Source organism: Streptomyces bacillaris, assembly GCF_003268675.1.
Classification (GTDB): domain Bacteria; phylum Actinomycetota; class Actinomycetes; order Streptomycetales; family Streptomycetaceae; genus Streptomyces; species Streptomyces bacillaris.
Genome location: NZ_CP029378.1, coordinates 7,043,370 through 7,057,275 on the forward strand (window position 1 = coordinate 7,043,370; position 13,906 = coordinate 7,057,275).

General features: G+C 73.7%; 11 protein-coding genes. 5 read left to right on the forward strand and 6 right to left on the reverse strand.

Annotated features, from left to right (window positions below; genetic code table 11):
• Nucleotides 1–38: 38 nt before the first annotated feature.
• A complete protein-coding gene (locus tag DJ476_RS30815) occupies nt 39–1,400 on the reverse strand; it encodes an NAD(P)/FAD-dependent oxidoreductase (RefSeq protein ID WP_070202570.1) in 1,362 nt (453 codons plus the stop codon).
• 150 nt (nt 1,401–1,550) lie between these two features.
• Complete coding sequence (locus DJ476_RS30820; RefSeq protein WP_112492030.1) at nt 1,551–2,573, reverse strand: aminoglycoside phosphotransferase family protein; 1,023 nt, start codon at nt 2,571–2,573, stop codon at nt 1,551–1,553.
• Between the two features lie 134 nt (nt 2,574–2,707).
• Between DJ476_RS30820 and DJ476_RS30825 the strand changes: the two genes are divergently transcribed.
• From DJ476_RS30825 to DJ476_RS30840, 4 genes are all read left to right on the forward strand, one after another.
• Nucleotides 2,708–3,436, forward strand: a complete 729-nt coding sequence (locus DJ476_RS30825; RefSeq protein WP_318294816.1) for a hypothetical protein — start codon at nt 2,708–2,710, stop codon at nt 3,434–3,436.
• Between the two features lie 84 nt (nt 3,437–3,520).
• The gene (locus tag DJ476_RS30830; protein WP_112492664.1) at nt 3,521–4,183 is read left to right on the forward strand and encodes a DsbA family protein; all 663 of its coding nucleotides are present in this window, start codon (nt 3,521–3,523) and stop codon (nt 4,181–4,183) included.
• 111 nt (nt 4,184–4,294) lie between these two features.
• Nucleotides 4,295–4,663 (forward strand): BlaI/MecI/CopY family transcriptional regulator, encoded by a 369-nt coding sequence (locus tag DJ476_RS30835; RefSeq protein ID WP_018492542.1) that lies wholly within the window; start codon nt 4,295–4,297, stop codon nt 4,661–4,663.
• Complete coding sequence (locus DJ476_RS30840; protein ID WP_112492032.1) at nt 4,660–5,562, forward strand: M56 family metallopeptidase; 903 nt, start codon at nt 4,660–4,662, stop codon at nt 5,560–5,562. Before DJ476_RS30835 ends, DJ476_RS30840 begins: the two co-directional genes overlap by 4 nt.
• Nucleotides 5,563–5,626: 64 nt before the next feature.
• On the opposite strand, the gene DJ476_RS30845 is transcribed toward DJ476_RS30840, so the two are convergent.
• Nucleotides 5,627–6,667, reverse strand: coding sequence for a C40 family peptidase (locus tag DJ476_RS30845; protein ID WP_112492033.1), 1,041 nt, complete (start codon nt 6,665–6,667; stop codon nt 5,627–5,629).
• 141 nt (nt 6,668–6,808) lie between these two features.
• Here DJ476_RS30845 and DJ476_RS30850 point away from each other — a divergent pair, with 141 nt between their 5' ends.
• The gene (locus DJ476_RS30850; RefSeq protein WP_112492034.1) at nt 6,809–8,365 is read left to right on the forward strand and encodes a fused MFS/spermidine synthase; all 1,557 of its coding nucleotides are present in this window, start codon (nt 6,809–6,811) and stop codon (nt 8,363–8,365) included.
• 114 nt (nt 8,366–8,479) lie between these two features.
• Here the strand turns inward: DJ476_RS30850 and DJ476_RS30855 are convergent, their stop codons facing one another.
• The 3 genes from DJ476_RS30855 to DJ476_RS30865 form a co-directional block, all read right to left on the reverse strand.
• Nucleotides 8,480–10,261 carry an ABC transporter ATP-binding protein gene (locus DJ476_RS30855; protein WP_103417868.1) on the reverse strand — a complete coding sequence of 594 codons (1,782 nt, stop codon included), beginning with the start codon at nt 10,259–10,261 and terminating at the stop codon, nt 8,480–8,482.
• Nucleotides 10,258–12,093, reverse strand: coding sequence for an ABC transporter transmembrane domain-containing protein (locus DJ476_RS30860; RefSeq protein WP_112492035.1), 1,836 nt, complete (start codon nt 12,091–12,093; stop codon nt 10,258–10,260). The genes DJ476_RS30855 and DJ476_RS30860 overlap by 4 nt, the downstream gene beginning before the upstream one ends.
• Nucleotides 12,094–12,304: 211 nt before the next feature.
• Nucleotides 12,305–13,795 (reverse strand): Gfo/Idh/MocA family protein, encoded by a 1,491-nt coding sequence (locus tag DJ476_RS30865; RefSeq protein WP_103417870.1) that lies wholly within the window; start codon nt 13,793–13,795, stop codon nt 12,305–12,307.
• Nucleotides 13,796–13,906 lie beyond the last annotated feature (111 nt).

Here is a 13,906-nt window from a genome sequence, read left to right on the forward strand (position 1 = left end):
CAGCGGGGGCGCGGCTCGGACGCCGGTGCTCAGTGTGCTCAGTGCTTGATGACCGACGACTGCGTGTGCTCCTTGATCTGCTCGGGCGTCAGATAGGCGTCCGTGTACTCGAAGTCCCGCAGCGTCGCCGGTTTGCGCGACTGGAACCCGGTCCGTACGAAGTCGTCCCCGGCGACCGCGTTGAGCAGCCAGTTCGTCATGACCCGGGTCTTCGCCACGTTCGTCCGCAGCGCCGACCAGTGGTAGCCGCGCGCCACCGCCTGCGCGGGCAGCCCGTGCAGCTCGACGCCGAGCGGCTTGGAGACCGCGTCCTTGCCGCCGAGGTCCACGACGAGCCCCAGGTCCTTGTGGACGTAGTCCTTGAGCGGCTGACGGCGCAGCGAGGCGATCAGGTTGTCCGCCATCACCTTGCCCTGGCGCATGGCGTGCTGAGCGGTCGGCGGGCAGACCGCCCCGTCGCCCTTCGCCAGGTCGGGCACCGCCGCCGCGTCCCCGAGCGCGAACACCCCGTCCGCCCCCGGCAGCCGCAGCTGCGGGGTCACGGCCAGCCGGCCGCGTACGGTCTCCGCGCCCAGCGTGGCGATCAGCGGGCTGGCGGCCACCCCCGCGGTCCAGATCAGCGTCCGGCAGGGCAGCACCCGGCCGTCGGTGAACGTGACCTCCTCGGCGGCGGCCTTGGCGATCGAGACGCCGAGCGACACCTCGATGTTCCGCCTGCGCAGCACGTCCAGGGCGGCGCGCCCCAGCTTGTCGCCCAGCTCCGGCATGAGCTTGGGCGCGATGTCGATCAGATGCCACTTGATCAGCTTCGGGTCCAGCCGCGGATAGTGCCGGATCGCGTTGGTGGTCAGGCGCTGGAGGCAGGCGGCCGTCTCCGTGCCCGCGTAACCGCCGCCGACCACGACGAACTGGAGCCGGGACGCCCGCTCCGCCTCGTCCTGGCTGGCGTCGGCCAGATCGAGCTGGGCGATGACGTGGTCGCGTACGTACGCCGCCTCCGCGAGCGTCTTCATCCCGCGCGCGTGGTCCAGCAGCCCGGGGATGTCGAAGGTCCGGGTCACACTGCCGGCCGCCAGCACGATGTAGTCGTACGGCTCGGTGACGATCTCGTCCGTGATCTTCCGGATGACACAGACCTTGGCCTTGGTGTCCACGCCGATCGCGCCGCCGGGGATGATCCGGGTGCGGTGGCGGCGGCTGCGGCGCAGCGAGACCGCCACCGACTGGGGGGTGAGCACGCCGGAGGCCACCTGGGGCAGCAGCGGCAGATAGAGCTGGTACGAGAACGGCGTGACGAGCGCGATCTCGGCCTCGCCCGGAGCGAGCCTGCGCTCCAGCCGTTGTACACATTCGACACCTGCGAAGCCGGCGCCGACGACGAGAATCCTGGGTGGTGCCACGGTCTGCGTCCCTTCTCGGGCTTGCGTGGTTCTGCGCTCGCCTGCCCCGTATACCGGCCGATGCACTCCTCATCCTCACCGGATGCACCCCGCTCCGCCTCCCGGCGGGGGTGAACGGGCCGCCGCACGGTGGACGTGCGGCGGCCGGGATCACAGGGGCGGCTCGGTGTGCAGCTCGCGCAGCCAGTGGGCCGTCTCGGCACCTCCGGGGGCGGCCTGGGCGCCGGGAACGGGGAACATCCGGCCCCACGAGGCGGCCCGCCCCAGCGCCGCCAGCCGCCACGCCAGGCTCACCGCCCGCCGCAGCTCACCCGCCGTCACCCCGTCGCCCGTCCACGGCTCCAGATAGGCGTCCCGCAGCCGGGGCAGGGCCGCGGGGCCGAACCGGTCCTCGGCCGACCGCGCCGGGACCAGCAGACTGGAGAACGGGTGGCCGACCAGGGCGTCGCCCCAGTCGAAGAAGGCGAACCGGCCGGGGGCGGGCCGGAAGAGCTGGCTGTCGTGGAGATCGGCATGGTCCAGCGAAGCGGCCACACCCACCGATGCCAGCTCCTCGCACCACTCCACCAGCCGGGGCCGCAGCGCCTCCAGCGCCACCCGCTCCTCCCCGGTCAGCGCCGCGTTCTCCGCCACCAGCGTGTCGAAGAGGCCCGGCAGTTCGTCCGGGCGGGCGCTCGGCACCCCGAGACCCGCCACCTTCTCCGCGTACGGGACGAGCGCCCGCTGCATCACCGCGTAACTCCGCAGGGCGTCCTCCCAGTCCGCGAGCGTGCCCGCGCCCTCGTCCAGCACCCGCCGCAGCAGCGGCCCGCCGTCCGGCAGCAGGCACCAGCCGCGCTCCGCGTCGACGGCGAGCGGAGCCAGGACGTGGTCCGGCACCCAGTCGGCCAGGGCGGCCGCGAGAGACGCCTCGAAGGCGGCGGCCGGGGGCACGGCCTTGAACCACACCGGCCGGTCACCGGGGCCACCGGCGACGGAGAACCGCACGAGCACCGACCAGGGGCGCAGCCGCACCTCCCGGGGGCCGGACTCGCGCAGCCCGCGCTCCGCCAGCCGCCCCGTCACCCAGTCCAGGGCCTCCGCCCGGCGGTCCGGGTCGTCCCAGGGGGTCCGGGCGTCCGGGAAGCGCCCGCGGTCCAGGATCTCGGCCGTACCGTCGTCATCTCTGTGCATCGGACGATTCGATCATTCGGCCGATCGGCCCCGCATCCCTATTAGAGACCGCCGACATTGGGGACCGCCGACCGGTCGGCGGTCCCGCGACCCGTCGACGGGCGGGGGAGAGGCAGCGAGTACGCTGCCGGTGCGTGCGCGGCCGTGCGGGCGCAGGCTCGGTCGCCCCGCCCCCCGACTTCTCCGACTTCTCCGAAAGCCCTGGTATGCCGCCGCTCCGCCCGCCCGGCCCCGCCTCCCCGGCGGCCGGCGTCGTGCGCGGGGTGCGGGCGGGGGCGCTCGCGGTGCTGTGCGTGTCGCTGCCGCTGGCCGCCCATCTGCTCGCCCGCTGCGAGGCTCCCGCGTGGGTGCTCGTCGCGATGGCCGGGATGGTCGCGGGCCCGGCGGCGGTGGTGCTGACCCGGCGGCGGCTGTCGGACACCCAGGTCGTGGGGGTCCTCGCCGCCTCCCAGCTGGCCTACCACCTCGCGTACGCGCTGCCCGGTGTCTGCCGTGCGGTGGGTACGGCAGGGGTGCCGCTCTGGACCGGGCACGGCGCGACCACCCATGTCCCCTCGGGCGTGCTGCTCTCCGGGCAGTTGGTCGCCCTGCTCGTCGCGGCCCGCGCCCTGGGCCTGACGCAATTGCTGCTCGGCCGGGGGCGGCCCCTGCTGGCTGCGGTCGGCCGCCTCCTCACCCTCGTACGGCCCCTGGCCTCCGACCCCCGCGTCCCGTGGCCGCACGGCAGGCACCGGGGGCGCACCCGGCGCCCGAAGTCGGCCGTCCTCGCACGGCTGCGGTCGGGGCGGGCCCCGCCGCCCACCGTCCTCGCGCCGCCCTTCCGCACCGGACCGGCTCCGGTCGGCGGCCTCTGCCTGCCCTGACGGGTCCCACGGGGCCCGTCCTGCCCCGCCGGGCACCTGAACACCACCGCCGTGCCCGGCCAGTTCCGTGAGGACGGACGCACCGTGAAGAAGCATCTGATCATCGCCGCAGTGATCCTGGCGGCCTTCGCCGCAGGCCTCGGCTCCTTCCTGCTGCTGGCACCCGAGGACCGCGACCGGGGGATGGTGGAGGTCGAAGCCGCCGCCCACGCCCAGCCCGTACGGGAAACCAGCCACCGGCTCACCTCTCCGGAGCGGAGCGAGCTGACGGTGGTGGAGTTCCTGGACTTCGAGTGCGAGGCGTGCGGGGCGGTCTACCCGGCCGTGGAGAAGCTGCGCGCGGAGTACGGGGACCGGGTCACCTTCATCGCCCGCTACTTCCCGATGCCGGGCCACAAGAACGCCCTGCTCGCCGCCCGTACGGTCGAGGCGGCCGCCCAGCAGGGCAAGTTCGAGGAGATGTACGGCAAGCTCTTCACCACCCAGGCCCAGTGGGGCGAGGCCACCGAGTCCAAGGAAGCCCTCTTCCGCGAGTACGCCCGCGAACTCGGCCTCGACATGGAGAAGTTCACCGCCGCGCTGAACGACCCGGCCACCACCGAGCGGATCGAGGCCGACCAGCGCGACGGCCTCGGCCTCGGGGTCCAGGGCACGCCCACGTTCTTCGTCGACGGGCTCAGGATCCCCAACCCCGCCTCGTACGAGGAGTTCCGCGCGCTCATCGAGAAGCGGCTCGCGCGCCGGTGACGACCGTCGCGTGCACCCGTCCGACGCGTACTCCCGAAGCTGCCGCGCGAACCTAGAATGTGAACGCGGGCGCATCGGAAGAGGGCGCGGGGACGGAAGTAGGGACGGGACATGCGACGGCTCGGAGAGCTTGAGGCCGAGATCATGGACCGTCTGTGGACCTGGGACAGACCGGCGACGGTCCGCGAGGTCGTCGACGACATCAACCTCCGCCGCCCCGCCGCCTACACGACGGTGATGACCGTGGCCACCATCCTCTACAACAAGGGCTGGCTGACCCGGCGCAAGCAGGGACAGGCGTGGCTCTACACGCCGGTGCGCAGCCGCGAGGCGTACGCGGCGGCCCTCATGGAGGACGCCCTGGGGGCGAGCCGGGACCGCTCGGCCGCCCTCGTCCACTTCGTCGAGCGGATGACGGACGACGAGGTCGCCGCGTTGCGCGAGGCGCTGCGGGCGACCGGCCGGGGCGGCGAGCTGTGAACGCCGCCCCCGCCTTCCTCGGCTACGCCGCCGCCGTCGGCGTACTGGCCCCGCGCGTGCTGCTCCGCAGCGCCTGGCCGCAGCGCGCACCGCTGCTGGCGGTCGCCGTCTGGTTCGCACTCGCGGCGTCGTTCTCGCTCTGCGTGCACCTGGCCGCCGCGCACCTGGCCACCCCGGGGGCGCATCTGCACGGCATCCTCTACTCCTGCCGGGCGGCCCTGGGGCTCGGCGGCGAGACCGACGGGGGCCGGGGCGTCTCCTGGGGTCTGGTGGCGCTCGTCGTGCTGCTCGCCGCCCATCTGACCGGCTTCGCCTTCCACGCCGTACGGGCCCGGGCCGCGCGCGCCCGCCACCGTGACGTGCTGGACAAGGTGGGGCGCCCCTCGGCGCGGCTGCGGGCCACGGTGGTGGAGCACGCCGAGCCCGCCGCGTACTGCCTGCCGGGCCGTCGCCCGAGGATCGTCGTCAGCAGCGGCGCGGTCGACGCCCTCTCGCACGACGAACTCGGCGCCGTCGTCGAACACGAGCGGGCCCACATCCATGGCCGCCACCATCTGCTCCTCGCGGCGGCCCACGCCTTCGCCTGGGTCTTCCCCTGGCTGCCCCTCGCCCGCCACCTGCGGGAACAGATCCCGCTGCTCCTGGAGATGGCCGCCGACGACCGGGCCCTGCGCCGCTCCCCGCACCACGCGCTGGCCACGGCGATGTTCACCCTGGCCGCCGGCCGGGCGCCGCGCGGGACGCTCGCGGTCGGCGGCGCGTCGGTGGTCATCCGCCTCCGCCGCGTCCTGGCCCCGCAGCGCGGCGCCCATCCGGCGCTCCGCTGCACGGTCGGCACCGGCGCCCTGATGGCCCCGCTGCTGCCCGTCCTGCTGACCTGCCACGCCGGACTCGGGTGACGGCCTCCGCCCCCCGCCCGCGGCCCCGGTTCCGGTCTCCCGGCCACGGGCGGCGCCCGCAGCCTCAGATCCGTACGCCCCACATGAACGGCATCCCGCTGCGCGCCATCGACTCGTAACGCACCACCGCTCCCGGCTTCGGCGAGTGGAGGATCTGGCCGTTCCCGGCGTAGAAGCCGACATGGCTGAGGTCGGTGCGCATGATGACGAGGTCGCCAGGCTTGAGCGCGCCGATGGAGTTGATCCGGGTCCCGGCGTTGGCCTGTGCCTGGGAGGTGCGGGGCAGGTTGACGCCTGCCTGTCGGAACGCCCAGGAGGTCAGCCCCGAGCAGTCGAACGACCCCGGGCCCGTGGCCCCCCAGACGTACGGCATGCCCACCCGGGTCTTGGCCGCCGCGAAGGCCGCCGCGGTGATGCCCGACGCGCTGGCCTCGTTGCCGAGCTGGACCCGCTCGCTGGTCCGGTTGGCGCGCTCCTCCTTGGCGGCGATCTCGGCCCGCTCCTTGGCCGTCAGCGTGTTGAGGAGCCGCTGTGCCTCGGCCAGCTTGCCCTGGATCTCCTTCTTCCGGTTCCCCAGCTCCTTGCGGGTGTCCTGGAGGGCCGCGAGCTTGGTACCGGCCTGGGTGCGCTTCTGCTGGAGGCCGCGCTGCTCGGAGAGGAAGCGCTGGAGGGACTGCGACTGGCGGGCGCTCAGCCGGTCCAGGACCGCCGCCTCGTCCAGATAGGCGTCCGGGTCGGAGGAGAGCAGCAGCCGCACCGAGGGGTCGATCCCGCCGCTGCGGTACTGGGCGGTGGCCGCCGAACCGAGCCCGCGCCGCAGCTCGTTGAGGTCGTCCTGCTTGCGGGCCACGGCCGCCTGGAGGTTGTCGGCCTCCTTGCGGAGCTTCTCCGCGTTCTCCTTCGCCCCGTTGTACTTCTCCGTCGCCTGGGTCGCCTCCTCGTGGAGGCGGTCTATCTGCGCCTGCACGCCCTTCTTGTTCGGATCGGGCAGGGGGTCGGCCGACGCCGGAGAGGCGGAGAGCGCGACGCTCACCGCGGCGGTCGCCGTGAGCACGGACGCGTAACCCTGGCTGGAGGACTGCTTGGGACGACGGTGGGAGGCCACGGGGGAGGGCTCCTTCTTCCTCGGCCGCCGACCGAGGGGCCGTGCGGAGGCTGGGCCACGCATACTAATCAACTTAGTGACCGGGATCCAAGCGCCCTCCGTCCGCCCGGAGTTCCCGCGCCCGCATGCGAGGATGCTGCGGTGACCACACCGTCCTCCCCGCCCGTGGCCGATGACTCTCCCGCCCCCGAGGGGCCGCCCCGCGACCGTGGCATGGGCCAACGCGCCGCGGCGGTGCTCGTGTTCGGCTCCTCGGCCGCCGTGCTGGTGGTCGAGATCGTCGCCCTGAGGCTGCTGGCCCCGTACCTCGGCCTCACCCTCGAAACCAGCACCCTGGTCATCGGTATCGCCCTCACCGCGATCGCCCTGGGCTCCTGGCTGGGCGGGCGTGTCGCGGACCGGACCGACCCGCACCGGCTCATCGCCCCCGCTCTCGGGGTCTCGGGCGTGGTCGTCGCGCTCACCCCGCTCCTGCTCCGCACCACCGCGGAGTGGGCGGCCCCCGCTCTGCTGCTGGTCGCGGCGGGGACCCTGCTCGTGCCGGGCGCCCTGCTCTCGGCGGTGACCCCGCTCGTCACCAAGCTGCGGCTCACCAGCCTCGCGGAGACCGGGACGGTGGTGGGGCGGCTCTCCGGCGTGGGCACCTTCGGCGCCATCGTCGGCACGGTCCTCACCGGCTTCGTCCTGATCTCGCGGCTGCCCGTCAGCTCCATCCTGATCGGCCTCGGCACCCTGCTGGTGATCGGCGCGGTCCTGACCGGCTGGCGGGCCCGCCGCTGGCGCCGGGCCTCCGCCGTGGCGCTGGCCACCGTCGTCGTGGGCTCCCTCGCCACCGCGTTCGCCCCCGGCGGCTGCGACGCGGAGACCCGCTACCACTGCGCCCGGATCGTCGCGGACCCCGAGCGGGCCACCGGCCGCACCCTCGTCCTGGACGGGCTGCGCCACTCCTACGTGGACGTCGAGGACCCGACGTACCTCAGGTTCGGTTACGTACGCGCCATCGCGGCCGTCGTCGACACCGCGTTCCCCGCGGGCGAGCCGCTCGCCGCCCACCACATCGGGGGCGGCGGCCTCACCTTCCCCCGCTATCTCGCGGCCACCCGCCCCGGCACCCGCAGCCTCGTCTCCGAGATCGACGGCGGGGTCGTCCGTATCGACCACGAGCGGCTGAACCTCGGGGCCTCCACCGGCATCGACGTCCGGGTCGAGGACGCCCGGCTCGGCCTGAAGCGGCTGAAGGACGGCAGCCGCGACCTCGTCGTCGGGGACGCCTTCGGGGGCGTCAGCGTGCCGTGGCACCTCACCACGTCGGAGGCGCTGCGGGACGTACGGCGGGTGCTCAAGGACGACGGGCTGTACGCGGTCAACCTCATCGACCACGGCCGGCTGGAGTTCGCCCGCGCCGAAGTCGCCACGCTGGCCACGGTGTTCCGGTACGTCGCCGTGGTCGGCGCCCCCGTGGACATCGGCCTGGACCCGGCCGCCGCCCCGGTGGGCGGCAACATGGTGGTGCTCGCCGCCGACCGGCCCTTCGACGCGCCCGCCGTCCAGGAGGCCCTGGACACCCGGGAGACGGACTGGCGGATCGCCACGGGCGACACCGTCACCGCCTGGACCGGGGACGCCCAGGTCCTCACCGACGACCACGCCCCGGTCGACCAACTCCTCCAGCCCCACCGCACACCGACCGTACGGTGACCCCACCGGGCGTCGTTCCGTACGGTGACCCTGCCGGGCCCGACCTACGGCCGACCACGGCACCGACCGTACGGTGACCTCCGGTGCCCCGCCCGGCCTCCGCCCCGGGTGCCCTCACCCGTGCCAGGACCGCCAGAGCGCCGCGTACGCCCCGTCCGCCGCCACCAGCTCGTCATGGCTGCCCAGTTCGCTGATCCGGCCGTCCTCCACCACCGCGATCACGTCCGCGTCATGGGCCGTGTGCAGCCGGTGCGCGATCGCCACCACCGTACGGCCCTCCAGCACCCGGGCGAGCGAACGCTCCAGGTGGCGGGCGGCCCGCGGGTCGAGGAGCGAGGTCGCCTCGTCCAGGACCAGCGTGTGCGGGTCGGCCAGCACGAGCCGGGCCAGCGCGATCTGCTGCGCCTGCGCGGGGGTCAGCGCGAACCCGCCCGAACCGACCTCCGTGTCCAGCCCCTTCTCCAGCCCCTTCGCCCAGCCGTCGGCGTCCACCGCGGCCAGCGAGGCCCACAGCTCGGCGTCCTGCGCACCGTCCCGCGCCAGCAGCAGGTTGTCCCGGAGCGAGCCGACGAAGACATGGTGCTCCTGGTTGACCAGGGCCACATGTTCCCGGACCCGCTCCGCCGTCATCCGCGACAACTCGGCCCCACCGAGCGTCACTTCGCCGGTGCGCGGGGCGTAGATCCCGGCCAGCAGCCGGCCCAGCGTCGACTTGCCCGCGCCCGAGGGGCCCACCAGGGCGAGCCGGGTGCCCGGCGCCACGTCCAGCGACACCCGGTGCAGGACGTCCACGCCCTCCCGGTAGCCGAAGCGCACCTCGTCGGCCCGGACGTCCCGGCCCTCCGGCCCGACCTCCGCGCTCCCGGCGTCCGGCTCGATGTCCCGTACGCCGACCAGTCGCGCCAACGACACCTGGGCAACCTGGAGTTCGTCGTACCAGCGCAGGATCATCCCGATCGGGTCGACCATCATCTGGGCCAGCAGCGCCCCCGTGGTCAGCTGCCCGACCGTCAGCCACCCCTCCATCACGAACCAGCCGCCGAGCAGCAGGACCGCGCCGAGGATCGTCACGTACGTGGCGTTGACCACCGGGAAGAGCACCGAGCGCAGGAAGAGCGTGTACTGCTCCCACGCCGTCCACTCCGTGATGCGCCGGTCCGACAGTGCCACCCGGCGCGCGCCGAGCCGGTGCGCCTCCACGGTCCGCCCGGCGTCCACGGTCTCGGCCAGTGTGGCGGCGACGGCCGCGTAACCGGCGGCCTCCGAGCGGTACGCGGACGGCGCCCGCCGGAAGTACCAGCGGCAGCCCACGATCAGCACCGGCAGCGCCACGATCACGGCGAGCGCCAGCGGGGGAGCGGTCACGGTGAGCGCGCCGACCAGCAGCCCGGCCCACACCACGCCGATCGCCAGCTGCGGCACGGCCTCGCGCATCGCGTTGGCCAGCCGGTCGATGTCCGTGGTGATCCGGGAGAGCAGATCGCCCGTCCCGGCCCGCTCCAGGACGCCCGGCGGCAGCCCCACCGACCGGACGAGGAAGTCCTCGCGCAGATCGGCGAGCATCTCCTCGCCCAGCATGGCCCCGCGCAGCCGCATGGACCGGGTGAAGACCGTCTGGATCACCAGCGCCAGCGCGAAGATCGCGGCCGTGCGCTCCAGATGGAGGTCGGTGACCCCGTCGGACAGATCCTCCACCAGCCCGCCGAGCAGATACGGACCGACGATCGACGCGATGACCGCCACCGCGTTGGCGCCGATCAGGAGCGCGAACGCCTTGCGGTGGCGCCGCAGCAGATCCCGTACGTAACTCCGTACGGTCAGCGGGGTGCCGACGGGAAGCGTGGTGGCCGACTCCGGGGCGGCCGGGTCGTACGCCGGAGGTGCGACGCCGATCATGCCCTCTCCTCGATTTCCTGGGCGTTCTGCAGGGCGTTGTTCATGGCGGGGACCGTGACGTCGTCCGCCGCGGCCTCCTCGTCGGTCTCGCGGGTGACGACGGCCCGGTAGCGCGGTTCGGTGCCCAGCAGGTCGCGGTGGGTGCCCACGGCGACCACGGACCCCTCGTGGACCAGGACGACCCGGTCCGCCAGGTCCAGCAGCAGCGGGGACGAGGCGAACGCGACCGTCGTACGGCCTCGGCGCAGCGCCGCCACCCCGGCGGCGACCCGCGCCTCGGTGTGCGAGTCGACGGCGGAGGTCGGCTCGTCCAGGACCAGCGCCTCCGGGTCGGTGATCAGCGACCGGGCGAGCGCGAGGCGCTGGCGCTGACCGCCGGAGAGCGACCGGCCCCGCTCGGTGATCCGGGTCCGCATCGGGTCGCCGTCGTTGTCGGGGGAGGCCTGGGCGAGGGCGGCGAGCACATCGCCGCACTCCGCGGCCTCCAGCGCCGCTTCGGCGGTGACCAGGCCGGACGACGGCACGTCCAGCAGCTCCCGGAGCGTGCCGGAGAGCAGCACCGGGTCCTTGTCCTGGACCAGGACGGCGGTCCGCGCGGTCTCCAGCGGGAGTTCGTCCAGCGCCACGGCGCCGAGCAGCACGGACGGGGGAGCCTCCGCCTCCTCGCCGTCCTCGTCGCCGGTCCGGGCGTGGCCGCCCAGCCGCTCCGCCAGCCGTCCCGCCTCGTCCGGGTCGCCGCAGACGACGGCGGTGAACTGCCCCTGAGGGGCCATCAGCCCGGTGGCGGGGTCGTACAGATCGCCCGACGGAAGGCCCGACGCGGTGGCCGTCAGGTCGCTGCGGCGCAGCGACAGCACCCGGACGGCACGCTGCGCGGACGGCCGGGAGAAGGAGTAGGCCATCGCGATCTCCTCGAAATGACGGAGAGGGAAGATCATGAGTGTGGCCGCGCTGTAGACCGTGACCAACTGGCCCACCTCGATGCGGCCGTCCCGCACCAGCGTCGCCCCGTGCCAGATCAGGGAGATCAGCAGGAGGCCCGGCAGCAGCACCTGCACCGCCGAGATCAGCGCCCACATCCGGGCCGAGCGCACGGCCGCCCGGCGGACCTCCTGGGAGGCGCGGCGGTAGCGGCCGAGGAAGAGCTGCTCGCCGCCGATGCCGCGCAGCACCCGCAGCCCCGCCACGGTGTCCGAGGCCAGCTCGGTCGCCCTGCCCGCCTTCTCGCGCTGTTCGTCGGCGCGCCGGGTGGCGGGCGGCAGCAGTGGCAGCACGGCGAGGGCCAGCACCGGCATGGCGACGGCGACGAGCACGCCGAGCGTCGGCAGGTAGACGACCAGCCCCACGCAGACCAGGACGAGGGCGGTGGCGGCGGCCGCGAAGCGCGAGAGCGCCTCCACGAACCAGCCGATCTTCTCCACGTCCCCGGTCGACACGGCCACGACCTCACCGGCCGCGACCCGCCGGGTCAGGGCGGAGCCCAGCTCGGCGGTCTTCCGCGCCAGGAGCTGCTGCACCCGGGCGGCGGCGGTGATCCAGTTGGTGACGGCCGTCCGGTGGAGCATGGTGTCGCCCAGGCCGATCGTGATGCCCAGGAGCGCGACCAGGCCGCAGGCGAGCGCCAGGCGCGATCCGGAGCGGTCCACGACGGCCTGCACCCCGAGGCCGACGCCGATCGGGAACCCGGCGATGCTCAGCTGGTGGAGCAGACCCCAGCCGAGGGCCTTGAGCTGTCCGCCGAGCTGATTGCGCCCGAGCCAGTACAGGAAGCGAGGGCCCGATCGTACGTCGGGGTCGCCGGGGTCCTTGTACGGAAGATCGCGAATCTGCATGACGTCCCAGGGCTCGGTACGCGCCCGGCCTGTGCGGGCCGCGCGGTTACGGGGTGACCAAACCGTGCAAGGTTCGCCTTCCACCGTCTCCGGGGGCAACCGGTTTTCGCGGTGCTCCCGCCGCCGCGCGGGCGACCGTCTCCGCGGCCGCTCCACCGCCCCGCACCTGCCCGTCGGGGTCCCGGGCCGAGCCGCCCGGGACCCCGTGGTGTCAGGCGGCGGGCTTCTCCGAATCCATGCCTGACCTGGCCTTCTTCCACGCGCCCCGGGTGAAGTCCGGTATCGGCAGCGGGGCGCCCTTGGCCTTGATGGAGAGATGGCTGAGCGGCACGGGGGCCGTCCAGACGGCCGCGTCGTACACGTCGAAGTCCGGGACCAGCCCGAGCCGCATGCACTGCATCAGCCGGAAGACCATGATGTAGTCCATCCCGCCGTGTCCGCCCGGCGGATTGGCGTGTTCCTTCCACAGCCAGTGGTCCCACTCGGCGTACTTCTTGAAGTCGTCCCACTGGTGGTTGGTGTTCGTGGGCTCCAGATAGATCCGCTCCGGATAGTCCTCGAAGACGCCCCGGGTGCCGCCGAGGCTGTTGATCCGGGAGTACGGATGCGGCGACGACACATCGTGCTCCAGCCGGATCACCCGGCCCTGGGCGGTCTGCACCAGGCTGATCGTCCGGTCGGCGCCGATGTACGACTCCTTCCAGCTCGGGTCGCCCGGCGGCATGTGCTCCTTCCGGTAAGCGGCGAGGCCGAGGGCGGGGGTGCCGACGCTGGTGATGGAGACGGCGCGGTCGCCCCGGTTGAGGTCCATGTAGTTGGCGACCGGCCCGAACCCGTGGTTGGGGTAGAGGTCACCGCGCAGCCGGGTGTGCCAGAGCCGTCGCCACGGGCCCTCGTAGTAGTCCGGGTCGAACATCAGCTGGCGCAGATCGTGGTTGTACGCCCCCGCGCCGTGCAGCAGCTCCCCGAAGAGACCGGCGTGCGCCATCCGCAGCACCCGCATCTCGTTCTTGCCGTAACAACAGTTCTCCAGCTGCATGCAGTGGCGACGGGTGCGTTCGGAGAGGTCGACGAGCTGCCACAGCTCGTCCAGGCGCATCGCGATCGGGCACTCCACGCCGACGTGCTTGCCGTTCAGCATCGCCGCCTTGGCCATGGGGAAGTGCGTCTCCCAGGGGGTGGCCACATAGACGAAGTCGATGTCCCCGCGCCGGCAGAGGTTGACGTAGTCGTCCTCGCCCTTGGCGTAGACGGCGGGGGCGGGCTGCCCGGCGGCCGTCACCTTGGCGGCGGCCTTCACCGTCTTCTCCCGGACCGGGTCGCAGACCGCCACGACCCGCACGCCGGGGACGGCCAGGAAGAGGTCGATCATGCTGTCGCCCCGGTTGCCGAGGCCCACGATCCCGACCCGTACGGTCGAGCGCCGCTCGAAGGGGACGTCCGTCATCGTGCGGCCCTGCCGGGCGGGGACGGCGGCGACGGCCTCCGCGGCCCGTACGGCTTCGGCGGCCTCCGGCGCGGCGCTCCCGGCCGCCGCTGCGGAACCGCCCGCGAGGGAACTCAGCCCGAGTCCGGCGCCGGCCACGCCCGCCGTGGTCCACAGCACCGAACGGCGGCTGGGATCCTGCCGGTTCACCTCGTCGCCGGTGCTCTGCGGGGGGAGGTCCCGCGGTGTCTGTCCGGGCCGGGCGTCGTCGTTCATCGAGCCTCCAGGTGGGGTGTGGGGGTTCTGGACGTGCGCGAGCGGGGCCGGTCCCCTGCGGGCGGGAGCGCGCCGGGACCGGGCCTCGGTAGGACCCTGGACGGTGAGGCT

Bases quoted from the DNA above. Each gene is read 5' to 3' on its own strand.
- DJ476_RS30820 (WP_112492030.1), bottom strand. From the start codon at position 2,573: ATGCACAGAGATGACGACGGTACGGCCGAGATCCTGGACCGCGGGCGC.
- DJ476_RS30835 (WP_018492542.1), top strand. From the start codon at position 4,295: ATGCGACGGCTCGGAGAGCTTGAGGCCGAGATCATGGACCGTCTGTGG.
- DJ476_RS30855 (WP_103417868.1), bottom strand. From the start codon at position 10,261: ATGATCGGCGTCGCACCTCCGGCGTACGACCCGGCCGCCCCGGAGTCG.
- DJ476_RS30860 (WP_112492035.1), bottom strand. From the start codon at position 12,093: ATGCAGATTCGCGATCTTCCGTACAAGGACCCCGGCGACCCCGACGTA.
- DJ476_RS30865 (WP_103417870.1), bottom strand. From the start codon at position 13,795: ATGAACGACGACGCCCGGCCCGGACAGACACCGCGGGACCTCCCCCCG.